The organism is Butyrivibrio sp. AE2032 (assembly GCF_000702965.1).
The window spans coordinates 1,980,686-2,007,362 of sequence record NZ_JNLF01000003.1 but is presented as its reverse complement, the minus strand read 5'-3'; the positions used below and the strand labels follow the sequence as shown (position 1 = coordinate 2,007,362).

General features: G+C 44.5%; 24 protein-coding genes. 3 read left to right on the top strand and 21 right to left on the bottom strand.

Annotated elements, in window-relative coordinates; genetic code table 11:
* Positions 1–12: 12 nt before the first annotated feature.
* Both BO18_RS32685 and BO18_RS10885 read right to left on the bottom strand, forming a co-directional pair.
* Complete coding sequence (locus BO18_RS32685; protein ID WP_051688657.1) at positions 13–1,035, bottom strand: glycosyltransferase family 2 protein; 1,023 nt, start codon at positions 1,033–1,035, stop codon at positions 13–15.
* Entirely contained in the window at positions 1,036–3,336 is a 2,301-nt protein-coding gene (locus tag BO18_RS10885; protein WP_034446158.1) for a hydratase, read from the bottom strand.
* A gap of 159 nt (positions 3,337–3,495) precedes the next feature.
* Here BO18_RS10885 and BO18_RS10880 point away from each other — a divergent pair, with 159 nt between their 5' ends.
* A complete protein-coding gene (locus BO18_RS10880; protein ID WP_034447280.1) occupies positions 3,496–4,443 on the top strand; it encodes a TrmH family RNA methyltransferase in 948 nt (315 codons plus the stop codon).
* Positions 4,444–4,448: 5 nt separating this feature from the next.
* Complete coding sequence (locus BO18_RS10875) at positions 4,449–5,594, top strand: pyruvate kinase (RefSeq protein WP_034446155.1); 1,146 nt, start codon at positions 4,449–4,451, stop codon at positions 5,592–5,594.
* Positions 5,595–5,642: 48 nt separating this feature from the next.
* On the opposite strand, the gene BO18_RS10870 is transcribed toward BO18_RS10875, so the two are convergent.
* The 15 genes from BO18_RS10870 to BO18_RS10800 all read right to left on the bottom strand — a co-directional run bounded on the left by BO18_RS10870 (position 5,643) and on the right by BO18_RS10800 (position 21,828).
* Positions 5,643–6,518 (bottom strand): SPL family radical SAM protein, encoded by an 876-nt coding sequence (locus BO18_RS10870; RefSeq protein WP_034446153.1) that lies wholly within the window; start codon positions 6,516–6,518, stop codon positions 5,643–5,645.
* 82 nt (positions 6,519–6,600) lie between these two features.
* The gene (locus BO18_RS10865; RefSeq protein ID WP_034446151.1) at positions 6,601–7,035 is read right to left on the bottom strand and encodes a hypothetical protein; all 435 of its coding nucleotides are present in this window, start codon (positions 7,033–7,035) and stop codon (positions 6,601–6,603) included.
* Between the two features lie 46 nt (positions 7,036–7,081).
* A complete protein-coding gene (locus BO18_RS10860; RefSeq protein WP_051688656.1) occupies positions 7,082–8,263 on the bottom strand; it encodes a CapA family protein in 1,182 nt (393 codons plus the stop codon).
* Positions 8,264–8,301: 38 nt separating this feature from the next.
* Complete coding sequence (locus BO18_RS10855) at positions 8,302–8,973, bottom strand: helix-turn-helix domain-containing protein (RefSeq protein WP_066738233.1); 672 nt, start codon at positions 8,971–8,973, stop codon at positions 8,302–8,304.
* A 122-nt stretch (positions 8,974–9,095) separates the two neighbouring features.
* The gene (locus BO18_RS10850; RefSeq protein ID WP_034446149.1) at positions 9,096–10,478 is read right to left on the bottom strand and encodes an MATE family efflux transporter; all 1,383 of its coding nucleotides are present in this window, start codon (positions 10,476–10,478) and stop codon (positions 9,096–9,098) included.
* 18 nt (positions 10,479–10,496) lie between these two features.
* Positions 10,497–11,123 carry a GDSL-type esterase/lipase family protein gene (locus BO18_RS10845; protein ID WP_034446146.1) on the bottom strand — a complete coding sequence of 209 codons (627 nt, stop codon included), beginning with the start codon at positions 11,121–11,123 and terminating at the stop codon, positions 10,497–10,499.
* A gap of 86 nt (positions 11,124–11,209) precedes the next feature.
* Positions 11,210–12,889: a phospho-sugar mutase gene (locus tag BO18_RS10840; RefSeq protein ID WP_034446144.1), complete on the bottom strand. Its 1,680-nt coding sequence runs from the start codon at positions 12,887–12,889 to the stop codon at positions 11,210–11,212.
* On the bottom strand, positions 12,886–13,866 hold the full coding sequence (locus BO18_RS10835) for a type I phosphomannose isomerase catalytic subunit (RefSeq protein ID WP_034446141.1): 981 nt from the start codon (positions 13,864–13,866) through the stop codon (positions 12,886–12,888). Before BO18_RS10835 ends, BO18_RS10840 begins: the two co-directional genes overlap by 4 nt.
* Before the next feature lie 71 nt (positions 13,867–13,937).
* Positions 13,938–15,146 carry a hypothetical protein gene (locus tag BO18_RS10830; protein ID WP_034446139.1) on the bottom strand — a complete coding sequence of 403 codons (1,209 nt, stop codon included), beginning with the start codon at positions 15,144–15,146 and terminating at the stop codon, positions 13,938–13,940.
* Between the two features lie 8 nt (positions 15,147–15,154).
* Entirely contained in the window at positions 15,155–16,174 is a 1,020-nt protein-coding gene (locus BO18_RS10825; RefSeq protein WP_034446137.1) for a glycoside hydrolase family 130 protein, read from the bottom strand.
* Positions 16,174–17,349, bottom strand: coding sequence for a glycoside hydrolase family 130 protein (locus tag BO18_RS10820; protein WP_034446134.1), 1,176 nt, complete (start codon positions 17,347–17,349; stop codon positions 16,174–16,176). The genes BO18_RS10825 and BO18_RS10820 overlap by 1 nt, the downstream gene beginning before the upstream one ends.
* On the bottom strand, positions 17,318–18,541 hold the full coding sequence (locus BO18_RS10815) for an AGE family epimerase/isomerase (protein WP_051688655.1): 1,224 nt from the start codon (positions 18,539–18,541) through the stop codon (positions 17,318–17,320). The genes BO18_RS10820 and BO18_RS10815 overlap by 32 nt, the downstream gene beginning before the upstream one ends.
* Positions 18,542–18,563: 22 nt before the next feature.
* Complete coding sequence (locus BO18_RS10810) at positions 18,564–19,397, bottom strand: carbohydrate ABC transporter permease (protein WP_034446132.1); 834 nt, start codon at positions 19,395–19,397, stop codon at positions 18,564–18,566.
* Positions 19,394–20,293, bottom strand: a complete 900-nt coding sequence (locus BO18_RS10805) for a carbohydrate ABC transporter permease (protein ID WP_034447276.1) — start codon at positions 20,291–20,293, stop codon at positions 19,394–19,396. Before BO18_RS10805 ends, BO18_RS10810 begins: the two co-directional genes overlap by 4 nt.
* Positions 20,294–20,382: 89 nt before the next feature.
* A complete protein-coding gene (locus BO18_RS10800; protein ID WP_034446129.1) occupies positions 20,383–21,828 on the bottom strand; it encodes an ABC transporter substrate-binding protein in 1,446 nt (481 codons plus the stop codon).
* A 251-nt stretch (positions 21,829–22,079) separates the two neighbouring features.
* Between BO18_RS10800 and BO18_RS32680 the strand changes: the two genes are divergently transcribed.
* Positions 22,080–22,988 carry a helix-turn-helix domain-containing protein gene (locus tag BO18_RS32680; RefSeq protein WP_051688654.1) on the top strand — a complete coding sequence of 303 codons (909 nt, stop codon included), beginning with the start codon at positions 22,080–22,082 and terminating at the stop codon, positions 22,986–22,988.
* Positions 22,989–22,990: 2 nt separating this feature from the next.
* On the opposite strand, the gene BO18_RS10790 is transcribed toward BO18_RS32680, so the two are convergent.
* The 4 genes from BO18_RS10790 to BO18_RS10775 form a co-directional block, all read right to left on the bottom strand.
* Positions 22,991–24,013: a LacI family DNA-binding transcriptional regulator gene (locus tag BO18_RS10790; RefSeq protein WP_034446127.1), complete on the bottom strand. Its 1,023-nt coding sequence runs from the start codon at positions 24,011–24,013 to the stop codon at positions 22,991–22,993.
* A gap of 203 nt (positions 24,014–24,216) precedes the next feature.
* The gene (locus BO18_RS10785) at positions 24,217–24,765 is read right to left on the bottom strand and encodes an NUDIX hydrolase (RefSeq protein WP_034446125.1); all 549 of its coding nucleotides are present in this window, start codon (positions 24,763–24,765) and stop codon (positions 24,217–24,219) included.
* 2 nt (positions 24,766–24,767) lie between these two features.
* The gene (locus BO18_RS10780; RefSeq protein ID WP_242856553.1) at positions 24,768–25,958 is read right to left on the bottom strand and encodes a MerR family transcriptional regulator; all 1,191 of its coding nucleotides are present in this window, start codon (positions 25,956–25,958) and stop codon (positions 24,768–24,770) included.
* Positions 25,959–26,071: 113 nt separating this feature from the next.
* Positions 26,072–26,551, bottom strand: coding sequence for a DNA-deoxyinosine glycosylase (locus tag BO18_RS10775; RefSeq protein WP_034446120.1), 480 nt, complete (start codon positions 26,549–26,551; stop codon positions 26,072–26,074).
* Positions 26,552–26,677 lie beyond the last annotated feature (126 nt).

Genomic DNA, 26,677 nt, shown 5'->3' with positions numbered 1-26,677 from the left:
GTTTTTTATCTCTCAATTTGTCTTCTTATCAAAGGCTGTTATAACCGCCTTGGCAAAGGAAATTGTACAACCATTCGGGTGCTTTGCAGTAAAGTACATCAGCTTGTTTGCCTTACCGCTTATGGTCACTTTGGTATCTTTTATCTTGCTTCTGATATCCGGCCGCAGGAATATATCTTTTATCAGACTGATCGTATCCTGATCCTGACATCTGAGCGCATTCTTCATGATGACCATCAGCATGATCACAAACTCCCTGTCCATTTGATGATTTGCGTTCAGTACCTTCTTCTCCTTCAGTATCTCGCGAAAGGTCTTATCCGTAAGCTCGAGATTAGGCAGGAGTTTAGGATTATAGGCATGGGCCATTGATCCTGTCACCAGGCGGTAATGGTAGAAGTACGCCTCTTCAAGTATCACCAGCCTTCTGCAATCGCAAAGACAGGGCAGAGTTATGTTCACATCCTCTCCCATGGTGATGGAAGGGTCACAGTACTTGATGTTCTCAAGAACAAGCTGCCTGGAGATCAGCTTCATGCATCGGGACATTGTCACGGGTCTTACTTCGTTTCCAAGAAGATTCCCCCGAAGGTCCTGAAGAGCCTTCCCTGTGTATTCTCCAGGCTTAAGCCCCTGCGTCTCTTTTCTTCTCTCTCCCGCTTTCTCCACAATATAGTTTCCGGCGATTATCTCGTAACGGACAAAAGAGCTGTTGGTGCGCTTATAGAGCTTCTCCATCATGTCCAGATCGATCCAGTCGTCACTGTCCACAAAGGAAACATAGTCGGAAGTGGCTTCCACCACGCCCTCTATCCATGCAGACATAAGACCGCCATTTTCCTTGTGGATGACTTTGACACGACAGTCCCTGGCAGCGTAATCATCGCACTTTCTGGGGCTTATCCCGTCGGTGGAGCCATCATCCACCAGCATGATCTCAAGATCCTTAAAGTTCTGGTCAAGAACCGATGTCATGCACTCATCCAAATATTCAGCTGTGTTGTAAACCGGTATGATTACGCTGATTAATGACATTTACAGGCCTTTTCTCTCCCTGTTGTAATTGATAAGGCATCCAGCCTGAACGATCTTACGCTCATCCTCAGTCATTGGTGTGGTGTAAAGAGATATCTCTTTTACCTCATCACCTATAACGTATGCCTTGATGCTGTCTGTATTTCCATCGGCCAGAGCCTTCTTGATGCCTGGCACAAAGATGTAGCTTCCGATATCGAACATGTCCGGAGCTTCCTTCATCTGGAATGGGATCATGCCCCAGTTCATAACGTTTGAACGGTAACGCTTTGTGGCGTACTCCTCGCAGATGTTGGCAAGTCCGCCGATTACTCTCTGGCAGGAAGCTGCCTGCTCACGGGCTGAACCATCACCAGGTTTTTTAGCATAGATCATGGAGCCCACTTCAGTATCTTTTTCCACTATGTTTTCCTGTCCAGGAATAGTTCTGATCTTGTCAAATACTCCCTTGAGCTCAGGATCTGCCTTGAAGATATCCTCGCCAGCAACACGGGCCTTCTCAACCTTATCAACTTCCTTTGAACGGCTAACGTACTCAGGATCTCTTCTTGAAAGAGTAAACTCTGCAAGGCCCAGAGGATTTGATCTGAAGGATGAGGTCTCGCCTGAAGGGATAAGCTCATCAGTTGTGGTTACAGGATCAAGGATCTTGGAGCAAACCTTAAGGACGATGTTATCTGTAAGTCTGCTCATTGCAGGCCATGGCTTGATGTTTGGTCCGCTGACAAGTTCTTCTGAAAGATCAGCCTTGCCAAAACCATAGTAGCAGCGAGCCTTGTATGAGCTGTCATCAAAGTGATACTCAGGCACATCTCCCCAGCAATCCAGAGTCTCTGCAGAAGTAAGGATTCCTCCATTGATTGAAGTTGCTGCGATAGAACGTGCATCCATAAGAGCAACTGCTGACATCTGACCATTTCCTGGCTTTGAGCCCTCACGGTTAGGGAAGTTACGAGTTGTGTGACGGATTGAAAGACCGTCGTGCATAGGTGTATCTCCTGCGCCAAAGCATGGTCCGCAGAAGGCTGTTCTCACGATCGCTCCGGAAGCCATTAGGTCTGTAACAAGCCCCTGCTTTGCCAGCTCCATGAAAACAGGCTGTGATGAAGGATAAACTGCCAGATTGAACTGGTCGCATCCTGTGTTCTTTCCTTTAAGTGCATGGGCAGCTTCCACAACGTTTGTGTAGTTACCGCCTGCGCATCCAGCGATGATACCCTGCTGGGTCTGAAGTCCCTTATCTGTGATCTTGTTAAGAAGGTGGAACTCAGCCTTACCCTGAGATACCTTCTGTGCCTCTTTTTCCACATCCGCAAGGATATCCTTGAGGTTAGCATTGAGTTCATCAATGGTAAAGGCATTGCTTGGGTGGAATGGAAGGGCGATCATTGGCTTAACTGTGCTAAGATCAAGCTCGATAACACCGTCATAATAAGCAACATCTGCAGGGTTAAGCTCCTTGTAATCCGCAGCTCTTCCGTGCTCTGCAAGGTAAGCCTTAGTGTCCTCATCTGTTCTCCAGATTGAAGAAAGACAGGTGGTCTCTGTAGTCATAACATCAACACCGTTACGATAGTCGGTGGTCATTGATGCAACACCTGGGCCCACGAACTCCATTACCTTATTCTTAACATAGCCATTTTTGAAAACTGCTCCGCAGATGGCTATTGCAATATCGTGTGGTCCAACGAAGGGCTGTGGCTTACCGGTCAGGTAAACAGCCACAACGCCTGGACGAGCCACGTCATATGTATCCTGAAGGAGCTGCTTAACCAGCTCTCCGCCGCCTTCTCCGATGGCCATTGTTCCCAGCGCTCCGTATCTGGTGTGGGAGTCTGAACCAAGGATCATCTTGCCACAGCCGGCCATCATCTCTCTCATGTACTGATGGATAACTGCGATGTGAGGTGGAACGTAGATTCCGCCGTACTTCTTGGCAGCTGAAAGTCCAAACATGTGATCATCGTCATTGATAGTTCCGCCAACCGCGCAAAGTGAGTTGTGGCAATTGGTGAGAACGTAGGGAATTGGGAACTTCTCCATGCCTGAAGCCCTTGCTGTCTGCACGATTCCAACGAAAGTAATATCGTGGGAAGTCATTGCATCAAACTTGATCTTCAGATTCTCCATGTTTCCTGATGTGTTGTGAGCCTCCATGATGGAGTAGGCAATTGTGCCCTTTAAAGCCTCTTCTTTAGTGGTCTTTTTGCCGTAGACCTTTTCAAGCTTTTCCTCCTGCCCCTCAGGAACAAGATCGGTTCCATTCACCAGATACGCGCCCTTATCATACAACTTGATCATAGTTTTTCTCCTTGTACTTGAATTATGCGAATTGCGCTCCTTGCTGCTTCTATTTCATTCGAGTCATGCAATCTTTCCTTATTATATATCATTTTAGGTCTATTACAACATTACAAAATTAATGTAGACCCGAGAAAAGAGCTTTTGATAAAATTTAATATCATGAACATAATTAAGATTACTGATACAAACATACCTGAACTTGATATTTACACGCGGATTCCTGAAAGGCAGCTACTGACCATCAATGAACCTGCTCCGGGACTATTTATTGCGGAGAGCTTTAAGGTTCTTGAGCGGGCGTTGAATGCAGAATACAAGCCAGTTTCCGCGGTGGTTGAGGACAAGTGTCTGGAGGAATTTGAGGCGCTGATTTCCAAGATGCACTCCAGGATATCTGGTCCGAATGCTCTAGCAGGCATGGAATCTGCTGTTTCTTCACCTGCTGCCAGCGCTGTGAATGCATATTCTCATAACACTCTTCCAGTAGATTTCCCTGTCTTCACTGCTTCAAGCGACGTCCTGGATTCCATAACCGGGTACCATCTCACCGGCGGATGTCTTTGTGCCATGAAGAGAAAAGAGCTATCATCTCCTATCGAGATTTTGAGAAGCTCCAAGCGAATCGCCCTGCTTGAGAATATAATGAATCCCACCAATGTCGGAGCCATCTTCCGCTCAGCTGCTGCCCTTGGTATGGACGCAGTTCTTTTGACAAGGTCCTGCTCTGATCCTCTGTATCGGCGTGCCATTCGTGTCAGCATGGGAACAGTGTTCCAGATTCCGTGGGCATTTGTTGACTACTGGAATGTATCCGGGACCGGATGGCGTGAGCTTAACTGGCCTGAGGAAGGCATATCTCTTCTTCATGAGCATGGCTTTAAGCTGGCTTCCATGGCCCTTCGGAACGAGTCCATATCCATCGGAGACCTGAGACTTAAAGGTGAAGATAGGCTTGTTGTGGCTCTGGGCTCGGAGGGTGAAGGCCTTTTGACCAAAACCATCGATATGAGTGACTACGTAGTGAAGATCCCCATGGCCCACGAAGTAGATTCTCTGAACGTAGCAGCCGCCAGTGCCCTGGCATTCTGGGAACTTGGGAGGTAATAGGAATGGTAGACATTTTCGGAACACTTGGTCCTTCCTGCGAGGCAGAGGACACTTTATATGAAATGTTTAAAGAGGGGATGACCGGAATCAGGATCAACCTCTCTCATGTCATGCTCGCAGACTGTACAGACAAGATTGAAAGAATAAAGAGCGCTGCAAAAAGAGCAGGTGTCACTCCCAAGATCCTTATCGACCTTCAAGGACCGGAACTTCGCATCGATGACCTTGATGCACCGCTCTCTCTCAAAGAGGAAAAATCTCTTTCCCTTGTATGTAATGACGCTCCTACATACAGGAACACTTCAAATGCTGAACCCATTGCATCGGACAAGAAAAGCCATGAATACCGTGCCATTTCTTGCGCAAGGGAAACCCATGAATTTAACAGCGTACCGGTGAATAAGAAAATCCTCGATGCCTTACACGTTGGCACTGAAGTTCTCCTTGATGATGGAAAAATTAAGGCAGAAGTTACAGCCTGCGACGGTAAAAGCGCTGAGCTAAAAATCCTTCGCGGCGGAATCCTCTCTTCCAGAAAGAGTATCGCCATTGAGGGAGCAACTATAGATATGCCTGCCCTGACAGAAGCAGACCTGGCGAACATCGCCATCGCAACAAAGCTTGGTATCACAGGCGTAATGCAGCCCTTCGTAAGAAGCAGCGAAGATCTCAAACACCTTAGGAGCGTTATTGAAGCGCAAAATCGTAACAGCACCTCCATCCCTGACAGCGTTACAGCTGCATCCGGAAACCACGCCCCAGAGTCAAATTCCAGCTCTTCCCTTAAGATCTACGCCAAAATTGAGAACCGCGCAGGCATAGAAAACCTCAAAAGCTTCTTCCCCTACGCAGATGAGATCATCATCGCAAGAGGAGACCTAGGAAATTCCATGCCCCTTTGGGAACTTCCAAAAGTACAAAAAGAAATCTCCCGGACCTGCCGGGAGAATAATAAGCCTTTTATGGTGGTGACCCAGATGCTCTCTTCCATGGAACACAGCAAGGTTCCCACAAGAGCTGAGGTTAGTGATATTTACAACGCAGTCTGCGATGGTGCTTCTTCAGTCATGGTTACGGGCGAAACCGCCATCGGCCAGTACCCTATGGATGTTATCAGGTACCTGAGCAGGACAGCCAATTCCCTGTAACGCACCGACAACTCTTTTCCCGCACCGATAGTTCTTTTCCCAGGTACCTCAGTCGAACAGGCTCATCTGCTGATACTTCTCAGGCAGATCATTCATAAAGGCGAAGCAATCCTGGGGCTTATAAAGAATTCCGTTCTTCCTGCACACCTCCTGAAAGAGCTTTGTGAGCTCCCCTGTATTGGGGCTTGGGAGCTCATAGGAATTTCCAAAAGTATCGATGTATTTCTGCTTAAGTCCCGGGAAGTGCTTGTCCAGGGCTTCATAATAGTACTCTCTGTCACCTTCCCTAAGTGTCAGCCCCATTCCAAAGGAAATAATCCCCTTCACTCCGACCCTTACGCATTCATCCAGAATTGGCGTAAGATTCTCTACAGTATCATTGATATAAGGTAAAAGAGGTGTCAACCATACTACAGTTGGTATGTGTCTCTTTTGCATCTCCTCAAGGACCTCAATGCGGCGCTTCGTATTGCATACATTTGGTTCCACTATGCTGCAAAGCTCATCATCATAGGTGGTAAGAGTGATCTCCACTACACACTTGGCTTTCCTGTTGATCTCATCTAAAAGATCAATGTCTCTCAAAATCCTGTCAGACTTGGTCTGTATAGCCAGGCCAAATTCATACCTGGAAATCACTTCCAGACACTTCCTTGTTAATTCCAGCTCCTGCTCGCAGTGCATGTACGGATCCGACATAGCTCCCGTTCCTATCATGCACTTCTTGCGCTTTGACTTTAATGCCTGCTCCAGCAAAATCGGCGCATTCTGCTTAACCTCAATATCCTCAAACGCATGGGTAAACTGGTAACACTTGCTTCTGCTGTCACAATAAATGCACCCATGGGTACACCCGCGATATATGTTCATCCCTGCAAAGCCGTTATTGCTCGTAAGAATCCCCTTTGCGTCCACAAAATGCATAGTCTTTCACTCCTTGCTTTGTGCTGGCCCGGTGTACTTTTGGAAAAGAGCTGTCCCTGCGCTTTGCAGAAACAGCTCCGTCTCAATCTAATTTACAATCCTTATAAAACTTAGTGATCCTTCTCTTTGCCTGCTTAAGATCTATGATTCCAAGATCCATTGATCTGGAGATCATCGCGCAGTACAAAGTAAAGGCTTCTCTGGCACCAAGAAGGCGCATGTAATTCAGCCTGTCCAGTTCACCACCTGACACGAACCCCTGAAGGCCCTTGATCATGGTAGTAATAGCCTGGATCTCAGGATCGATACCACTTTTAGCCGATGTATCCTGTTCCTCAAACATATCATTGATATACTTCACACAGGCAGATTTCACATTTTCCAGATAATCGTGATTATATGCATCAAAGTACTTATCAATATATTTAAGGATCTGTTCCCTTCTGGGAAGATTCCTGTCTACTCGTGGTCTCTCAACATTTTTGATATATTTGTTCGCATTAAAAAATAATCCCATAATTAAATATTTTAACACGTATACTTTCACGATACCAATACTCAGTTCATTTCCATCCGCCGCCCCAAACTTTATCGCACAGTTCCGCGCACTGCTTCTTGGTAAAAGAGCTATCCTGCGCTTTTATTGCATTCCCCGCTGCCATCTCTTCCGTATAGTGAGAAAGCGGATAAACCGTAACGCCGTTCTGTCCCGGAGATACGTGGCAGACCAGAGCCCGGACCGAGTTATCTGAGATAACCACTTCCCCTGAAGCATTCTTCGAAATAGTTACCTGGGCCATTCCACCCACCATTCGATTAGTGGTACCCTTACCTTTACCTGAAGTCCAGTTTACGAAGTTCCCCAAAGAGTAGTAAACAAGCATATCTCCACCGCCATGGTTATTGGTGTGTCCCGGATTATCATCCTCTACAAATTCAATAGGTTCTATCACATGAGGGTGTGTTCCCAAAACCAGATCAGCCCCACCCTCTCTGAAAATTTTTGTCCATTTCTTCTGACTGTTATCAATCCCAAGGTTATACTCTGTGCCCCAATGAGGACAAACAATGGTAAAATCCGCATTAGCCTCCGCGAAGTCCAGATCTCTTTTCACCTTGCTCTCCTCAAGCATGTCCACAGCGTAGGGCATATCCTTTGGCGCGGATATCCCGTTGGTGCCATAGGTGTAGTTCAGAATTGCAATACGAATCCCCTTCACCGTTATGATATCCACAGTGTTCTTCTGTTCTTCGCTTCCGTTTATCCCAAGAACTGCCATCTCCGGATGAGTGCTAGACCAGTAACTTAGAGAGTTCTGAATACCTCTTTTCCCCTTATCCAGCGCATGATTGGTGGCATGACACACCACGTCAAATCCTGCTTTACTTAGCGCATCACCGATCTCATAAGGCGCATTAAAAGCAGGATATCCTGAAACTCCCAGCTCCTGTCCACCAATAATAACTTCCTGGTTCACAATGGCCAGATCTGCCTGACTTATGCTGCTTTTTGTCTTGGAAAAAATCGCGTCAAAGTTATAATTCCCGTCCTCGTCCTTAGCAGCCTCCTCCACAGGAGTATGCAGCAGCACATCACCCACCATGATAATGGTAACTGTAGACTTTTCTTCCCCAGAAGCTGCGCAGGCATCAAAAGAAAAACCTGATAACGTTACGCCCGCCACAAGGATTGTAAGTCCCATCATAAATTTTGTTATTGCCTGAATAAAAAGCTTTGCATTCATCTTTTCATTTACTACTTCCTTTTGCCTACCACTCAAGTTCATCCAAACAGCTTATCTGCAGTTTCCTCAAGTTCTTTTCGTTCGCGATAATTGTCATAGCCATTTTCTTTATCATCGATACCCTTAACAACATCCAGATAAAAGAGCCCGTCGTGATTGCAGTAAAAGAAGATTTTCTTTACGCCGCGAATCTTGAACCTGGCTTCTGACTTTCCTTCAGGATAAAGCTTTACCATTTGGATTTCATCTACCCCTGCTGCAACAACAAAAGAAATATAGTGATCTTTTGTCATAACATGGTCAATCCTCACGTAATACTCGTCATCAGAACGCTCAACAAATATCATATGCTGTTCATCTGATGGCTCTGCAGATAAAGGAGAAAGTTGAATTCCATGACATCCAATTACACCCTCCCCCATACTGTGGATCACATTTCCACAAACAGGGCACACATAAAACTTTGAGCGCATCATATTGGCTGAAACATTGGCATTGTGTATTGGATTTCCTGATATAAGTTCTGTAACGGAAATCCTGAATGCATCAGCAATTGGCTCAAGCAAGGTAATATCCGGATACCCTTTGCCCGTCTCCCACTTTGAGATAGTTTTATCTGTGACACCTAGCTTTTGAGCAAGCTGCAATTGTGTCATCTTATTCTTTTCACGTAGTTCCTTAATAACTGCACCTGTAACATATTGGTTCATATTTATCACCTCCATGTTCAGATTGTAAATCGTCAAGCTGCTTTTTGGTACCTACGCTAAGTAGAGATGCGCTTGGGAAAGGGATCACTGTGGTCGTTGGAACCCAGTGTCCCTATGAATACTCAAAAATGGATGTATGTGAGGCGGGCTCTTTTGGGATCCATTTTCCTTACGGTAAGGAGCATGGTCACAAAACAGGCAGTTCCACCCACAACGTTACTGATGGGCTCCGCTGCAAAAACACCGTCTGTTCCCATGTTAAACAGATACGGTAATATATAGGTTAAAGGAACCACGATCATTGCTTTTCTGAAGAGAGAAAAGAAAATGGCGTGGCCTTTTCTTCCTAAAGACTTAAATACCACCTGACCCGAATGCTGGAAGGTCATGAATATAAAGGTTGAGAAATACAGACTAAAGGCAGGTATGGCATCCGCAAGGATTGTTTTGTCATTACTGAATACCCCGATGACTGCTGCCGTGAACAATCTGATAAACATCCACACCAGGAAGGTGTATCCGAATTCCATGGCCACCATTATGGCAATGGAGCGCTTAACCCTGTCAAATCTGTGGGCCCCATAGTTGTAACTGATAACAGGAGATGTCCCTTCGGCAATGGCCAGGATCGGTGTCTCCATCATCTGACGGGCGGAATTCACCATGGTCATGATGGATACGTAGAAATCTCCTCCCACATCCGCAAGAACACTGTTGCAGGATACGGAAACCATGGCATTGGTAAACTGCATTATAAAGGCGGCGCTGCCAAGACCGATAATATTAGCTACAGTCCTGCCGCACTGTCTTATCTCCGAAAAGGACATGATCTTAAGATTGTAGGAACATTTTTTTCCAAAGAAAAATCCAAGTACGTAAAGGGCTGACAGTCCTTGGGATATAACCGTTGCAATGGCCGCTCCCTCCGGGCCCATCCCCAGGACAAAGATAAATATGGGATCAAGGATAATGTTGGCTGCCGCACCCACAACAATGGTGGTCATACCCACAATGGAATAGCCCTGTGCCGTTATAAAGGGATTCATGCCGGTGGCAATCATGGAAAAGACTGTTCCGAGAAGATATATTCTAAGATAGGGAAGCGCATAGATCATGGCGGAATCCGAAGTTCCGAACAAAGAAAGTATCGGCCTTCCGAAGATTTCTCCCACCAGGATCAGCACAATTCCCGTAACGATCAGCATAAAGAACGAGGTGTTCTGGATCTGCCTCGCTCTGTCGTCATTCTTCTGTCCCCTTGCTATGGAAAACAATGGAGCTCCGCCGCTCCCAAACATATTTGTAAAAGCCGTGGTCAGGATAATCAGGGGGAAGCAAAGTCCCACTGCCCCCAGAGCCACTGTCCCTATATTGGAAATCCTGGCAATATAGATCCTGTCAACAATATTGTACAAAAGGTTTATGATCTGCGCCACCAGCATTGGAATCGCTGTGGCAAGGATATTGGTAAATGTTCTTCCGTTCTCGAAATCAACACGTTTCATTTAAGTACGACCTTATTACTAAAAAATATATTTCTTCATATTGTCGAAGATGAGCTCATATGCGCAGGGCCACATGTGAATGCCGTCGGTGGTGTACTTCTCAAGCATCTGCCCGTTCTCACCAAAGAGTCCTTCGTTCACATTTATATACCTGTAGCCGAACTCAGTCGCAAGCTTTTCGACAATGGCGTTGGCCTTATCCAGCCTTTCAAGACGAAGCTTTGCCGCAAGAGGTGCCTCGGACCATGCCATCTCTTTATCCGCCACCTTCTGATTAACCGGATAAAAAGCCATCATGAACACTTTAGTTTCAGGAAGCCTATCTTTAATCTGTATAAGAATTTTCCTGTAATCCGCCTCGAAAATCTCGGAAGTTTCCTCCTGACGGCTTATATCATTGGTGCCGATATTTATGAAGATCACCGAGGGCTTTAGGTCAAATATCTGCTCATCCATGGATTCAAGAAGTTCGGGAATAGTATAGCCACTGATCCCCCGATTGTAAATGACCTTGGATAACCCTCTGCTCATCAGAATCTCGTTAATAGGAAAATGTTCCATCAATGATGAACCCACAAAAAGAGTTTCCCCTTTAACAGCATTCTTATTTAAATATCTGTATCTTGTTACAGCATATACGTTCATGACAGCCTCCGCTTTTTATACTTTTGTCAAAAGGCCTTCCAACACTCCCCTTATTTCAAACCGTATTGTCAAGGAAATCCAATAAACTACGACTCTTCCACCATATCCTTTAATCTCTTTGAAAGCTCTTTTTCAATAACCTCAGCCTGAGCCCTGTTATCTCCGGAAACAGAAAGGTATATCTTGATCTTGGGCTCGGTTCCTGATGGTCTTACAACTATACTATTCCCAGTCTCCAGTATAAATTTCAAAACATCAGACTTTGGAAGGTCGTCTGTTTTCTTTAGATAATCGCGCTCACTTGCTATTTTTTGACCGCACAGCTCTCCACCCAGATTTCTGAATTTCTCCATGATATTCTTCATTTTATCCTGTCCCTTAGAGCCCTCAAACTCAAAGCTGTAGAGGGTGTTCAGGAAATATCCGTGCTTCTCATAGAGCTCGCCAAGCACATCCGTAAGGCTCTTCCCCATCTTCTTATAATATGCAAACATCTCACAAATAAGGAGAGAAGCGTTAACTCCGTCCTTGTCCCTTGCATGAGTTCCCGAGAGATATCCGCAGCTTTCTTCAAAGCCAAAGACATAATCATCTTTTCTGCCCTGCGATTCCAAAAGACCTATCTGCTCTCCTATAAACTTAAATCCCGTCAGAACATTTATCGTTTTTACACCGTATCCGTCTGCAATCTTCTCTCCCAGATCACTGGTGACAATGGTCTTGACCATAACAGGGTTCTTTGGCATTGTTCCCAATTTAGCCCTGCGCTCACATACGTAGTTTAACAAAAGACATCCCACCTGATTTCCGGTGAACAAGACAAAATCATCTTTATCCCTTACCGCCACGCCCACTCTGTCGCAATCGGGATCAGTTGCCAAAAGAAGATCTGCTCCAATCTGCTTTGCACAGTTCATTCCAAGCTTCATGGCTTCAGGAATCTCGGGGTTGGGATAAGGACATGTAGGAAAATTCCCGTCAGGTTTTTCCTGCTCCTTCACCACATTAACGTCCATAAATCCTGCACTTTTTAGGGCATCTGTAACAGGCTTTCTTCCGGTTCCGTTAAGTGGTGTGTACACTATCTTTGCGCTTTTATCACCGTCTTCTTCACCGATGAGCGAAAGCCCAAGCACCTCACTGGTAAATGACTCATAGACTTCATCGGGCACTAAAGAAATCTTCTCATCATTCTCACTAATCGCGCCTGTATCAAGTGCATCTGCCTTATCAATATAACCCTGGATTTTTTCCGCAGCCTCCGTGGTTATCTGGCACCCATCAGAGCCGTATACCTTGTAGCCGTTATATTTAGCGGGATTATGTGATGCAGTGATCATGACTCCGACTTTGCACCCAAGTTTTCTCACTGCAAAAGACAAGCAGGGAGTTGGCATAAGCTCTTTATATATTGTAACATCAATCCCACATCCGGCAAAAACCTTTGCAGCTGTCTTAGCAAATAGCTCTGACTTTATCCTTGAGTCAAAAGAGATAGCGACACTCTTTTTCTCATCACCAAATTCATCATTTAAATAATCAGCTATTCCCTTGCTAGCCTTTATGACAGTATGAACATTCATACGGTTTGTACCGGCGCCTATAACGCCCCTTAAGCCTCCCGTTCCAAAAGCCAGATCCTTATAAAAGGCATCCTCCATCAAAGCCTCATCGCCTTCCATCACCTTCAGCTCAGCCTTAAGATCCGCATCAATCAGTTCCGCCTCTTTCCATCTCCTGAATTCATCTCTGTAATCTCTTTTCATCCTATTCTCCTCTGCTCCTTCTGCCCCGGTGTTGAAGCTATGATCTTCATGTTGCCTTTAAGGCTCGCCTTCTCATATCCCTTTGGTATGATAAAACTATCTCCCTTTGAGATAGCGCATCCATCCACTTCTCCGTATCCTTCCACAACACTTACCAGCATAAATTCGGACAGTCCCAGAATCTGTGTCCGTCCTTCAACCTTCATCTCATAGACGTGGTAATACTCACACCCATAAATACTGTGAAGGGCGTTTGCTCTCCTGTCCCTTTTGCAGGCAGGAACCAGGCATTCCTCTATAGGTTTTGCCGGAGTCATAATGACGTCCTTACTCTGCTCAAGATGAAGCTCTCTCTTCTTCCCGTCTTCAAGTCTGTCGTAATCATAGACGCGATAGGTGATGTCACTGTTTTCCTGAGTCTCCAGAATAAGACAGCCCTTCGTAAGCGCATGCACCGTACCGGGATCTATCTGCAAAAAATCACCTTTCTTTACGGGAACCCTATTTATAAGCTGTCCCCATCTGCCCTGATCTATAAGCTCATCCAGTTCACTTTTGTCTCTTGCGCTGTGCCCGATGACAAGACTTGCTTCCGGTGGACAATCAAGGACATACCAGCACTCAGTCTTTCCAAGAGCCCCGTTTTCATGTTCTGCAGCGTACCTGTCATCGGGATGAACCTGTATGCTGAGATCATCTCTGGCATCAATGATCTTAACCAGGAGCGGGAACACATCACTTTCTTCATCTCCAAAGAGCACTCTGTGCTTCTCCCACAGTTCAGATAAATGCATGCCCTTATACTTTCCTGCCTTAACCGTTACATCACCGCTTGGATGGGCCGATATTCCCCACAGCTCTCCTATATCATTTCCTTCTTCATTGCATCCAAACTCATCCTTTAGCCTTGTCCCACCCCAGATGGTGTGCTTACAGACAGGCTCCAAAAATAGTATCTCAAGATTGTTTTCTTTCATTCTCTCCTCCAATTTTGGGCAACAAAAAAACAGCGATTGCAAAACCGCAAAGTTAATCGCTGTTTACTTGGTCAATCCGTCCTGTTTCCGCATGCGTCAAATCTGCGAACATAGTCCGTCAGATTCTTTAGATTTACCTTAGCTATCCCGATCTTCTGATCAGCCGCCCCATAGCCCATGATCAGTTCATCACCTGCTACCACCGCTCCGGTTGTAAAGATGCAGGGACATGGGAATTTATCGGGAAGTTCCCACTTCTGCCTTGCATAGATCAGTCTTTCCGACATACGGTGTTTTATTTCGGGAAAATCACCGTCTCTTTCCTTAAGTATCATGAAAGACTGAGTGTAGCCATAATTCGGAAGCTCTTTTCCGTGATAGGACACAAGCCACTCTCCATCTCCTAAATCCAGTGGAGGAAAGCTTGCTCCGACTCTCTCCTCTTCCCAGTCAAATTCACTTTTTGCCAGCAGCTTGTGTGTAGTATCCGCCGTGACAAAATCTTCAAAATCATCCGCTGCTGCCAGGAAGATTGCCGGAGTTTTTACACTTTCACCTGTCGGAAACTCATAGCTTCTCTCAGGTCTGTGAAGCATGACAAGCTTTTCTGCCCCGCCTATGTTCATTCTCTTTGGGAAAAAGAAAACATCCCTGTTGTCACTAAGATTCCCGTCCGTCAGTGGGCCGACATAGGAAAACGCCTCTTCATAACTGCCCTCTTTAAGTTTCTTAAGATCCACTTTGTAAAGGACCGTGACAGTGTCATTTCTCCTTGCAAGCACTCCCACCGGAGAGTCCGGATCCATCACCCAGTCAGGCAGGTTGTCTTTTCTCTTATCCCCTTCCCAGTATGGTCCCGGAGGAAAGAGTCTGCAGGCAACGGTCAGATAGAGCTGCTCTCCTATGTAAAAGAGCCTTGGATCCTCTATACACCCGTTGGCGTAGTTGATGACTTTCTCTCCCTTGTCATTTATCACGTACATATCCTGCTCGTCATAAGCAAGCTTCGGGGCCAGAGCAGGTCTTTCAAAATCAGCCTCAAAGCTCTCTCCCATATCGGTGCTCTTTGCATATCCTAGGAATATCGGATATGGATCTGACTTACCCCTAAGATTTGCCGAGGGCCAGGGGCCTGTTGCCCTGAAGAGCATATGAATGGTCTTTCCATCTTCATCAAGAACCAGTGCAGGATTCAGCACCATCGTATCCGCCCAGGCACAGCCTTCTTTTGGCTCCAGCACAGGCTCTTTTGAATAAGTGATGATTGGTTTCTCTCTCATCGCTTCGATCACCGCCTTCCGATCTCACGGTCTGTCTCGGAAGTTTTGCTGTGCTCCTTAATATAGTCGATGATCTCATCGGTATATCCAAATGCCAGCCCAACATAGCTGTCGGCAGCTCCGTAATAGATGGCGATCTGACCTGTTTCCCTGTTCTGTACCGTCGCGCATGGGAAGCAGACATTGGGCACAAAGCCTCGCTCCTCATACCACTCCTGCGGAGTCAAAAGAAATGTCTCACACCTGTACTTAACAACAGAAGGATTGTCTATATCCAGGATTGCTCCTCCTATGGAATACACATATCCGTTACAGGTTCCGGTAACACCGTGGTAAAGCAAAAGCCAGCCTTCGCTTGTCTCTATCGGAGTTGCGCCTCCGCCTATCTTAAGCGATTCCCACCAGTTCTCGTTTGGTCCCATGACATGTCTGTGCCTTCCCCAGTAAGTCATATCAGGACTCTCACTTATAAAGATATCTCCGAAAGGAGTGTGACCTGAATCTGACGGTCTTGAGAGCAGCATATACTTTCCGTTTATCTTTCTTGGGAAAAGAACTGCATTCCTGTTAAAGGGAATAAAAGGATTCTCAATTCTCACAAACTTCTTAAAGTCTGTTGTCTTTGCAATTCCTATGGATGCGCCGTAGAAATCCTGGCACCAGATGATATAGTATTCTTCTTCAACTTTTACAAGGCGCGGATCATAGGCGTACTGAGGCATGAAGGGATTTCCGTCTTCATCTGTAAAAGGAATCTTTTCACTGTCTATATCCCACTTGATTCCATCTGCACTCCTGCCCATATAGATTGCAGGAATACCATTTGTCTGCTCTCCTCTGAAGACTCCTATGAATCCGTCCTCATAGGGCATTACTGCACTGTTAAATATTCTTGCAACTCCCTCCACAGGATTTCTGTCAATTATAGGATTGGCATTGTATCTCCAAATAGGAGCTCCTTTAAGTCCCTCGGGCTTATCCTGCCATGGCATGCGTTCTGTTCCGGGTCCCAAAATCTCGTACTTCATTAATTTACTCTCCTTAATAGTTCAAGGTTTCTGTTTATCAAATCGTCTCTTTGTCTTACACACAGGACCGACCTGCCGGGATCCTGCGGTGTGTTAAAGCAGTAGTCAAGAAGCTTGTCCACTGTGGTTGTTGCAACATGCATTCGTGTATCTGATGATGCATAATAAATAAATACCTCCTCTTTCTCATTAACTATCGCTCCGTTTGTGAACACAACATTGGAGACATCCCCTACTCTCTCATCGCCTCTGGGTCCTATTAAAAGACCTGATGGCTCAGCGATAACCTTAGACGGATCCTTTAGATCTGTCACAAAGCAGTAGAGGACGTATCTGAGCCCCGCTGCTGTATTTCTTACTCCGTGAGCTATATGTATCCATCCTCTTGCTGTCTTAATCGGCACAGCACCGGCTCCGTTCTTGGCCTCGGTGATGGTGTGGTACTTGCGGAGGCTCGTCATCTTCTCCTCGTCGATCACTGCCTGAGTGATATCACTGCAAAGTCCAAAGCCGATTCCGCTACCGCTTCCCGTCTCAATAAAATCATCCATGGGTCTTGTATAGAAGGCATACTTTCCATCGACAAATTCCGGGTGAAGCACAACATTTCTTTGCTGAGGGCTTCTTAATGTAACAAGGTTAGGAAGTCTCTCCCAGTTCTCTAAATCTTTTGTTCTTACTATTCCGGCTGATGCCACAGCTGCAGAGAGATCACTTACTGATGTATCCTTACTCTCTGAACAGAAAACTCCGTAGATATAGCCATCCTCATGCTGTGTAAGCCTCATGTCATAGACATTTGTCTCTTCCTTGCAGGTATCCTCCAAAAGAACCGGGTGATCCCAAAATCTAAAGCCGTCTATTCCATTCTCACTCTCTGCAACTCCAAAGAATGACTTCCTGTCATTTCCCTCAATCCGCGCAACAAGGTAATACTTCCCGTTCAGATAGATAGCTCCCGAATTCATGACTGCATTTACTCCAAGTCTCTCCATGAAATAGGGATTAGTGTCTTTATCAAGATCGTATCTCCAGGTAAGCGGAATATGTTCTCTTGTAAGAACAGGATATTTATATCTGTTATAGAGGCCGTTATAAAAATCAGATGGCTCATTCTTCCTTGTGATAAGCCTCTCCTGCCTTTCAAGCTCCTCGTAATACTTTTCGTGAATCATCTGCTGCTCCTTTTTTAAGTCTGTTTATAATTTCAAAGCACATTCTGCCGTTGTGGTAGGGGCACTTCCAGGGCTCTACTATAGGTCTTTTGCCCGGATTCCTATTTTCATCAACCTGCCAGAACCACTCCGAGCCCTCTCTCTTGTCGATGATGTAGCTCTTTGTGTACTGCCATATGCTCTTTGCAGCCTGCAAATACTCAGGCTTTCCACTTCTTAAGTAGCCATTTACAAAACCTACCATAGCCTCCGACTGCACCCACCAGATCCTGGTATCATCCCTTACTCCGACTTCGCATTCATTTACAAAAGATCCGTCAACCATGGCTTTGTTATAGGTGTTCTCCACCATGGCAAGAGTCATGTTCCTGATCTCCTCTGCATCTTTTGCCCTCAAGTACTCACCGCCAAGAGTATCGAGCGCAAGATCGATAAGCCAGGATGCTTCTATATCATGGCCGAAGCTGTGAAGGTCTATAAGAGAGTTGTAGTATATGTCAAAGAAGACCTCCTGCCTGTGTTTCTTTTTGTTGTAGATTCTGTCCTTAAAGATAAGGAGCAGGTCTGAGAGCTTCTTTCCAATGCACTTTTTGATGGAAGGATCATCCGTCACATCATATAAAAGTGTGTAGGCTTCAAGTACGTGAAGCGCTGTATTCATGGTCCTGTCAGCCATCACTCCGTTCTCGGAGAGCTTGTCATTTGGCAGCAGATTAAAATCCTCATCAAATGCCTCCAGGTACCCGTCATTGTCCCTGCACATCTCCTCTATCAGAAAGAAGAGCTTGTGAGCAAGAAAAAGCGCCTGTGGCTCAGCGGATGCCTTGTAATACTCTGACAGAGCATATATAGCAAAAGCCTGATTGTATGTATGTCTTGTACTATCAAGAATCTTGCCGTCATAGGTTACAGACCAGCAGATTCCCTTGCTGCCATCGCCAAGCATTTTCTCGACCATAAACCTGTAGGCATGGTCTGCTTCTTCAAGAAGCGATATGTCTTTTAACTCATTAAATGCCCTTGAAAAGAACCAGAGAATGCGGCTGTTCAGTATTGCACCCTTCTCGGCTTTTTTATCTACCTTAAGATCATAATCCATAAGGCCATAGTAGCCACCGTGTTCATTATCTCTAAGCCCTCTCCAGAAGGGTATGATATGTTCCGTTAATTCTTTTTGTATTTCCTGATACATTTCAAAACCTCAAAAAACTCTTTTATCCCTTTACCGCACCCTGCGTGATTCCGCTGTAAATCTGCTTCTGGCAAAGGATAAATACCAAAAACGCTGGGAAGATCGATATAAGAACGCCTGCGCAGATCAGGTTGTACTGGCTTCCCATGGGACCTACAAAGGTGTAAAGGGAGGTGGACATGGTTCTTATCTCCTTGTCCATAAGATAAAGATTGGCGCAGTAGTACTCGTTGTAGACCGATACACCTTTTAATATGCAGGCGGTAACAACTGCCGGCTTAAGAAGCGGAAGGATTATTTTCCAGTAAACCGTCCAGTAGGAAGCACCGTCTATGATTGCCGATTCATCCACTGAATTTGATATATTCTCCATAAACTGAATGAAGATATATATGGAGATGACGTCGGTTCCGCACATCATGATGATGTAGCCATAGAGGTGGTTTACAAACCCCAGGGTACTCATGATCTTGTACACCGTAACCTGCATGGCAATTGACGGAAGGAGTGAAGCAAACAAAAACAGATTTCTTATGAGGGTATTCCCCAAAAATTCAAAGCGGTTCAGTACATAAGCAAGCTGCGTTCCAACTACGACAGAGACCACAAGAACAACCACCATTACTATGAGGGAGTTCATAAATGCCCTGCCCATGTTTGCTGTCTGAAAGGCTTTGACGAAGTTGCTGAAATAAAACCAATTTGATGGAGGGGTTATTACGTTTGTCGTCTGATACTCTTTCGATGTCTTGAATGCTGTAAATATGCAGGATACTACTGGTACCACAGCTGCAAACGCAAAGAATACAAGGATCAGGTATTTAATTATGTTTATGAAAAACTTTCTTATCTTCATGCGTCTGCCTCTCTGAAAACATATTTAAAGAACAGTTTCTGCAATATGGTGACTATGAATATGATCACCAGAAGTACCACCGCCATGGCGCTTGCAAGTCCAACCTTCTGCGTGACATGAGCTATCTCGTTCATGATAACGAAGTAGGTTCCTGTTCCGTTAGCACCTCCCGTTATTACAAACGGAGGTTCAAAAGCACTTAAGGATCCGGTTATTGAAAGGATCACGTTTAAGGTGACAATGGTCTTGATACTCGGAAGAATTATGTGGAAGAACTGCTGGAAGCGATTTGCCCCGTCCAGGGAAGCTGCCTCATAGAGTTCAGCATCCACCGACATGATTGCTCCGATAAAAAGGACCATGTTTTGTCCAAAGTAGCGCCATACAGAGGTCGCCACCAGGGACCAGTTATTTACACTCTGATCTTTTAGCCAGTAGGGAAGAATGTCCTTGTTCACTCCAATAATCCCCAATATTGAATCAAGGACAAATCCTCTTGTGTAAAAGAACTTGAAAATAAAACCGATAGCAATTCCGCTTATGAGGTAAGGAAAGAACATCATTCCTTTAAAGACATTTCCGCCCTTTACCCCAAAGCTTAAGATCGTTGCCAGAAACAGTGCCAGTGCCAGCTGGAACAGTGCTCCGGCACAGTAATAAAAACTAAGTTTTAACGCTTTGAAACAGTCGTCTCTTGTAAATACATCAATATAGTTTTTCCATCCCACAAAGACTCTTTTGTCCGGTGGGGTAAGATATTTCATTTTATAGAAGCTAAACTGTACCATCTGCGCAAATGGCAGGTAGGTAAAGATAGCAAGAAGAAGTAATGGGACAGTGATAAAGCTGATTATTATTACAGTCTGTTGTCCCTTTCTACTTTTAAGCCATTTCATTGTCCCATCCTCCTTGTATACGACCTAAGGGGTACCGCTTGGGGTGGATCCCTTAGGTCAGACACTTCCGTTAATATATACCGGCACGATTACTCATTTACTGATACGCCGAGAACTTCCTGAGCCTGTGTCCACTTCTCGTTCCACTCGTTCATGATGTCATCAAATTCCATATCGCCCATTGATGCATGCTCGATGATGAGCTGGATTCTTCTGTCACCACCTGCTCTGTAGTTGAGCTCTGACTCTGAGTTGAGCTCGTTGAGAAGATCCTCTTCTCCCTCTGCTGCAGGTGCTTCCTGAAGGAATTCAACATTGTCAAATGAAAGCTTTGTCTCAGTGCTTCCTGCCTTGATTGGAAGACCATCCTCGTTATATACAAAGCCTGACTGCTCAGTCATCCACTTTACAAAGATGATTCCTGCCTGCTTCTCATCATCAGAAGCATTCTTGTTGATACCGTAGCAGTAGTCAGGACCTGCAAGTGCATACTGCTTGCCACCTACTGTTACAGGGAATGGCATATATCCGATATCTGCTGCGTTATCTCCTGCAGCTTCCATCTGAGGGTAAGCCCAAGATCCAAGGACCATGCATCCAATCTCGCCTCTGTTGATCATGCCCTTGCAGCCCTCCCAGTCGGTTGTTGAATAGTCATCCTCTGTAAGTCCCTGTGCAACTGCATCATAGAGAATCTTGTATACAGCGTAAGGGTGGGTCGAATCGCCATAATCTCTGAAAGGATCCTTCTCATGAAGAAGTGTTCCGTTGGTGTAGTTTACATCACCTGTTGCACTGATTCCTGTGTAATCATCCCAGCTTCCCATTGTCCATCCAGCAGCGTAGTTGGTGTAGAGAGGAATAATTGAAGAATCGTGCTCTTTGATCTTCTTAAGAGCGGCGATGAAATCCTCAGGAGTCTTGGGAAGCTCTGTTACACCTGCCTCCTCAAACACTCTCTTGTTGTATACGATACCTTGTGCTGTTGCTGTTGAAGGTACTCCATAAACCTCACCCTGGTACTCCCAGTGATCAGCATAGTTGATCTGTCCGTTCATAACATCAAGAGTTCCAAATGACTCAAAGTACGAAGAAAGGTCTGCCTTATCTATTGCAGGAATGAGGATTACTGTCTCATAGTCTCCTGACTGAAGGTGTGTCTTGGCATCCTCTGCGTAGTTTGTATCTGTGATCACGTTTACTGTGATATCAGGATAAACTACATTGAAGGCCTCAATGTATTCCTTCCATGTAACTCCGCCATAATCCTCTGAATCAAGGTCTGTTCTGTTGCTGAAGAAAGAGATCTCTGTATTAAGATCAGTAAAGTCTTCACCGAGAACAAGATCGGCATAAGACTTAATGCCTTCTGCTTCAGATGAAGGTGCATCTGCTGCAGCTGCCTGATCGTCTTCTGCCTGTGCTACTGTACCTGTCTCCTGACCACTTTCAGATGAGGTTGTCTCCCCGCAGGCAACCGTACCTGCTGCCATGATTGTGATAAGTGTAACCGCTAAAGCTCTTTTCAATTTCATATTCATCCTCCTTTTATTGAGCTCCTGTTTCATTTACTGATTGAAGAATACATTATTTACTTTTTTTAATCATCTACTATTCTTGCGTTTTGTAACTCATTATTGCGATTATGGATTTATCTGCCGTTTTTTGAGCTTTTTACTTAATTATTTAGCTCTTTTTACCTAACTAGCTTAAACGTTTTAGTTGATTTCAGGTTGATATTTCCCTTTTTACTTACTATAATGTTCCCATAAACAGGAGTAATATCATGACACCGGCTAAATACACCACGATCGATGAACTGAATAATATCTTCCGTTTCCACAGACTCTTCGGGAGTGGTACGTCTTTTACCGATGTTCTTGACACCAAGAGATTCATGGCCTGTGGCTGCGAGTCTTTAGATCCTCTTATCCTCCGGGCAGTCTTTGGAGGAGCCATTACCTACGGTATCCCAACCACCTTTGAATGTATCGATAATCCATTCCATTTATTATTATATATCGAAAAAGGGGATGCCTTGATCAAGACTAAAGACAGCATAACAATGCCCGAAAGAAGCATGATCCTTCTAAGACCCTACGAGAATTTCCGCTTTGACACAAAAAGTACTCCATGCTATTTTCACTTGTTTTTGTTATCGGGGGAATCCTTAAGATTATATACAGAACATTCATCTAAGGTTATAGAATTTAAAGAAAAGCATATAGGAACGCAGCTCTCCTACCTGCAAAGGCTGCTGCTAAGACAGGGCGCGGACTCAGAGCTTCTAAGAGCAAGAATCCTTACCGACATTCTCACAGAAGGTTATCTGGCAGGTTCAAAGGCCTTTGCCCCCTCAGCCACTCCCGGTATACCGAGTTATATCCAGGAGATGAAGTCCATTCTGGATCAGGAATATAACACCTTTATTACTTTAGATAACCTTGAGCAGAGGCTCCTTGTAAGTAAATACAGGCTCTGTCGTGAGTTCAAAAACTACTACGGCCGCTCACCTCTTCAGTATCTCAACAACGTCAGGATCCAGCAGGCCAAGACACTTCTTGAGCAGACAGATATAACGGTAAATGCCGTTGGGTACGACGTTGGCATCGCCAACACCAGTCATTTTATCAAGCTCTTTAAGAGAGAAACCTCTCAGACACCTGCCGAATACAGAAAAAACAAAAGCTCTTAGCATCAGCTAAGAGCTTTCACACTGTCTTTTTCTATGAGATGTCCCGTAATAATATGTGTTCCCATTTTCACATCCTCTCCCTTTAAAAGAGATGTCAGATAGGAAACTGCCTTCTGCACCATAACAAGCACATCTACTTCATAAGTGGTTATCTCCACGTCACATACTCCCGGGAAGATAAAGTTATCATATCCTACTACCGAGAAATCTTCAGGAACCTTGTATCCTTCTTTCTCCAGCCTCTTAATAAGTACTCCTGCTGTAAGATCACAGTTACATACAAAAGCTGACGGAAGCTCCAACGGAAGCGGGAGCTTATCAGGTTCGAAGATGATTCCGGTATTCTTATCTCTGTCCTCAATCTGCCAGTCAGGTCTTACCTGAATGCCATGCTCCATCATGGACTTTACATATCCAAGATATCTGTCGGTAATGGATGTTGTCTGCAAAAGAGATCCGACAAAGGCAATATCTCTGTGACCTTTTTCAAACAGATAATTGGTCATGTAGTAGGAACCGTAGAAGCTGTCTGATATAACAGACACTTCATCTCTGGACTCATCGCAGAAATCCAGATATACTAAAGGAATATCTCCTGCCACACTCTTTATAAACACGCAGTACTGCCTTGTAAATTCGCCTTGCATCACAAGGGCATCAATCTTGTTTTCCTTAAGCAGATTTGGAGCCGTCAGCTCTTTTTCCATGTCATGGGTTACAAGCTCTAAAATAGTAAAGTCACCCTGAGCACCAAGCTGACTTGTGAGCATCTGATACATTTGCAGATAAAATGAATTGTATTTACTAAAATACTTGTCGTGAATGATAATGCCTATGTTGTGGCCCTTTGTTTCACTGCGGATAGCAGCGGAGGGCTGAATGTATCCCATCTCGTCAGCAAGCTTTAAGATCTGCTGGCGGGTACTCTCACTGACACCCTTCTGTCCCGTGAGGGCTTTGGATACCGTGACAACACTCACTCCAACTTTTTTGGCTATATCTGCCATCTTAACTGTCTTAGCCATATAAGTAATCCTTTGGTGATTTATTTAAGAGCTTGGTGTAAATCGAGGTCATTCCTTATCCCCCCCGAACATACCTTGCTATTGTTCCTTTTATATATAATAGAGGATTTAAAATATATTGTCCAAGATTTTCCTTTGTCTTACGCTTCTCTTTTACTAACGGCAACTGGGGGCAAACTTTTAGTAGTCTCTGAATATAGTCTTTAAGACTCGTGGTAAAATGTGAGCGCATACAGAATTGCCAAAATAGCAATGCCATCCTTTGTCTGGTTATTTCTAAGAAGCTCTTTTACCTCTGCAATTGGCATCCATACTTTATCCGCCACTTCATCAGTATCCTTGATCCGTCCTTCAGAGTCCACCTTAGCACCGAAAACATGCATCACCTGATCTGACATACCATTTGACGGATTCTGAGAGCACAAGAACTTAAGGTCTTTTACTGTGCATCCGGTTTCTTCCATAACCTCTCTTCTGGCAGTTTCTTCTATTGACTCTCCGTCTTCTACTCCGCCCGCAGGAATTTCCCACTCCAGATGTCCCACAGTATATCGCATTTCTCTGATCATCAATATCTCATCTTTATCATTAAAGACAACTATTGAAACGCCCTCATGATGGTGATGAATCTGGTGATATTTTTCAATGATATACCCACTTGGAAGCTTGACTTTATCTGTATATAACGAAAATATTCCACATTCATATACTTTGTTTCTATCAAGCCTCTCCGGAAAGAGCTTATTATCCATCCTTAACCCTCTCTCTTATAACAATGATAAAATGTGCTATCCATATCTACAGTAACAGAGCCATCTTTCAGCAACACAGTTTCAAAGTATTTTTCTATAGCATCCCTGTTGTCCTCAAGATATTTCCCGCCCTCGGGGTATTTCATTTGCACTCTGTCAAAAAGAGCTTCTGTGCTATCAAATACTAATGGCCCCGGAAGCGCTATCTTTTCTACTCTATCGAAGTTCTCTGATAAAAGCGCCTCAAACTCTGCGTCTGCCTGCCTTCTTTCTCGTCTCTTTTTAAGGGCAAAAGAAATATCAAGCCCCGCTTCAGTTAAACATTTTTCCCAGAAATCGTATTCCTTCACTGCTTCTCCGTAATGATTAACAGAAAACATACCACCTGGTGCCAGCACTTGCGCCACATTTTGGATAAAGTAAGCATCATCATGCAGATAAGATAATAGATAATGTGCAATGATCTTTGAATACTTCTTCTCTCTTATCTTTTCCCACGTCTCATCTTTTTCAAGATTACTGAAAAAAATCTGAATATCAGATCCTTCCGGAAGCGTTTCTCGATTATCCTCCAGATAATTGTAGAGATCATCCGCCCAATTTCCGTGAATGTCTACGCCTAATACATTGAAGCCCTTGGGAATACGATCCCAGTTCTTTCTCCACAAAAGGCCGTAGCTGCAACCAAGGTCAAGAACAGTATCATTTTCTTCAAATGATAAAGAATTAAAAATCTTTTCATACCACTCAATTCCGTCTGCAGCATGTTCCGCAGCATACCATCTGCGCTCATCCGCCCCCTGACTCATTTCCATTTTTCTTATAATGTCTGCAATGTCGTCCCAGTCAGGATTTTCATCAAACCTTGCAAGCGCTGATTCTATGCACTTTGCAGCCTTTTGAAGCTCATATATTTTCTGATTCATCATTTCAAGCTGCTTCTCGAGGATTTCTCTGATAGAACTCTGTTCATCATTCTCAAGACTGCTCTTAATCTCTTCAAGACTAAATCCAATATGTTTAAGAGCAATTATCTTTTCAAGAATTATCAGTGAGCTTTTGTCATAGAGTTTGTAATTGCCCTCAGAAAGCCCAACAGGCTTAAGCAGCCCTTTTTCATCATATATACGAAGCGCCTTTGTAGATACTCCTGCCTGCTTTGCAATTTCTCCCGATGTCATTTTTTCCTTCATACTGATGCCCTCCTTTTTAGGTAAATGCATTTTCAGAAACTAAGTAATACAGCTGATTCGTACGTACTTCATCCTGTGATTACTTAATGGTAAGGGCTGCCCCAAGGGCAAGGTCAATACTTTTTTATTATCTTCCATGCACTCAGAAGCTTTTCCATATTCCAGGCAGCATTGGCGGGACTTGTAGATGGAAGACATATTGCTGTTCTTTTGATTACAGACTCCATATACTTTTCATAATACTTAAGTGCCGTTTTACCATTGACATATATTGCCTTGATATCCGCTGTATTTAAGATAACGCTTAGATCGTTCGGTACTACATTAGTGATGCTGGAGTCCGATGATCCTTCAATATCGCAGGATTGTATCACATCCCATACTGCAATCCTGTTCCTTATCAAAAGGGCTTTCTTCTCCTCAATTGTCCCTGGTTCTTCCTCTTCAAACACTCCGGAAACCACCTTCCAAAATCTATTCTGCTTATGCCCATAGAAAAATCCTTCTTCTCTTGATTTAACAGAGGGAAAACTTCCCAGAATAAGTATTTTTGAACTCTTATCATATATTGGTTCAATTGGATGTATAACCATAATTAAGTCTCCCCTTCCCCCATCCAACATATATGCACACTCTTTTATAGTACAAGATGGCAACAAAAAAGAGAAGCATCACTGCTTCTCTTTACTGCCGGCGACCGGGATCGAACTTTCCTGCGC

Excerpts from the sequence above, each read along its gene's own strand:
- BO18_RS10870 (WP_034446153.1), bottom strand. The coding sequence starts at position 6,518 with ATGCATTTTGTGGACGCAAAGGGGATTCTTACGAGCAATAACGGCTTT.
- BO18_RS10830 (WP_034446139.1), bottom strand. The coding sequence starts at position 15,146 with ATGAGAGAGAAACCAATCATCACTTATTCAAAAGAGCCTGTGCTGGAG.
- BO18_RS10790 (WP_034446127.1), bottom strand. The coding sequence starts at position 24,013 with ATGGCTAAGACAGTTAAGATGGCAGATATAGCCAAAAAAGTTGGAGTG.
- BO18_RS10850 (WP_034446149.1), bottom strand. The coding sequence starts at position 10,478 with ATGAAACGTGTTGATTTCGAGAACGGAAGAACATTTACCAATATCCTT.
- BO18_RS10800 (WP_034446129.1), bottom strand. The coding sequence starts at position 21,828 with ATGAAATTGAAAAGAGCTTTAGCGGTTACACTTATCACAATCATGGCA.
- BO18_RS10780 (WP_242856553.1), bottom strand. The coding sequence starts at position 25,958 with ATGAAGGAAAAAATGACATCGGGAGAAATTGCAAAGCAGGCAGGAGTA.
- BO18_RS10885 (WP_034446158.1), bottom strand. The coding sequence starts at position 3,336 with ATGATCAAGTTGTATGATAAGGGCGCGTATCTGGTGAATGGAACCGAT.
- BO18_RS10855 (WP_066738233.1), bottom strand. The coding sequence starts at position 8,973 with ATGAACCAATATGTTACAGGTGCAGTTATTAAGGAACTACGTGAAAAG.
- BO18_RS10860 (WP_051688656.1), bottom strand. The coding sequence starts at position 8,263 with ATGAATGCAAAGCTTTTTATTCAGGCAATAACAAAATTTATGATGGGA.
- BO18_RS10825 (WP_034446137.1), bottom strand. The coding sequence starts at position 16,174 with ATGAAGTACGAGATTTTGGGACCCGGAACAGAACGCATGCCATGGCAG.
- BO18_RS10840 (WP_034446144.1), bottom strand. The coding sequence starts at position 12,889 with ATGAAAAGAGATTACAGAGATGAATTCAGGAGATGGAAAGAGGCGGAA.
- BO18_RS10805 (WP_034447276.1), bottom strand. The coding sequence starts at position 20,293 with ATGAAATGGCTTAAAAGTAGAAAGGGACAACAGACTGTAATAATAATC.
- BO18_RS10815 (WP_051688655.1), bottom strand. The coding sequence starts at position 18,541 with ATGTATCAGGAAATACAAAAAGAATTAACGGAACATATCATACCCTTC.
- BO18_RS10835 (WP_034446141.1), bottom strand. The coding sequence starts at position 13,866 with ATGAAAGAAAACAATCTTGAGATACTATTTTTGGAGCCTGTCTGTAAG.
- BO18_RS10875 (WP_034446155.1), top strand. The coding sequence starts at position 4,449 with ATGGTAGACATTTTCGGAACACTTGGTCCTTCCTGCGAGGCAGAGGAC.
- BO18_RS10845 (WP_034446146.1), bottom strand. The coding sequence starts at position 11,123 with ATGAACGTATATGCTGTAACAAGATACAGATATTTAAATAAGAATGCT.
- BO18_RS10775 (WP_034446120.1), bottom strand. The coding sequence starts at position 26,551 with ATGGTTATACATCCAATTGAACCAATATATGATAAGAGTTCAAAAATA.
- BO18_RS10865 (WP_034446151.1), bottom strand. The coding sequence starts at position 7,035 with ATGGGATTATTTTTTAATGCGAACAAATATATCAAAAATGTTGAGAGA.
- BO18_RS10810 (WP_034446132.1), bottom strand. The coding sequence starts at position 19,397 with ATGAAGATAAGAAAGTTTTTCATAAACATAATTAAATACCTGATCCTT.
- BO18_RS10785 (WP_034446125.1), bottom strand. The coding sequence starts at position 24,765 with ATGGATAATAAGCTCTTTCCGGAGAGGCTTGATAGAAACAAAGTATAT.
- BO18_RS10820 (WP_034446134.1), bottom strand. The coding sequence starts at position 17,349 with ATGATTCACGAAAAGTATTACGAGGAGCTTGAAAGGCAGGAGAGGCTT.
- BO18_RS32680 (WP_051688654.1), top strand. The coding sequence starts at position 22,080 with ATGACACCGGCTAAATACACCACGATCGATGAACTGAATAATATCTTC.
- BO18_RS32685 (WP_051688657.1), bottom strand. The coding sequence starts at position 1,035 with ATGTCATTAATCAGCGTAATCATACCGGTTTACAACACAGCTGAATAT.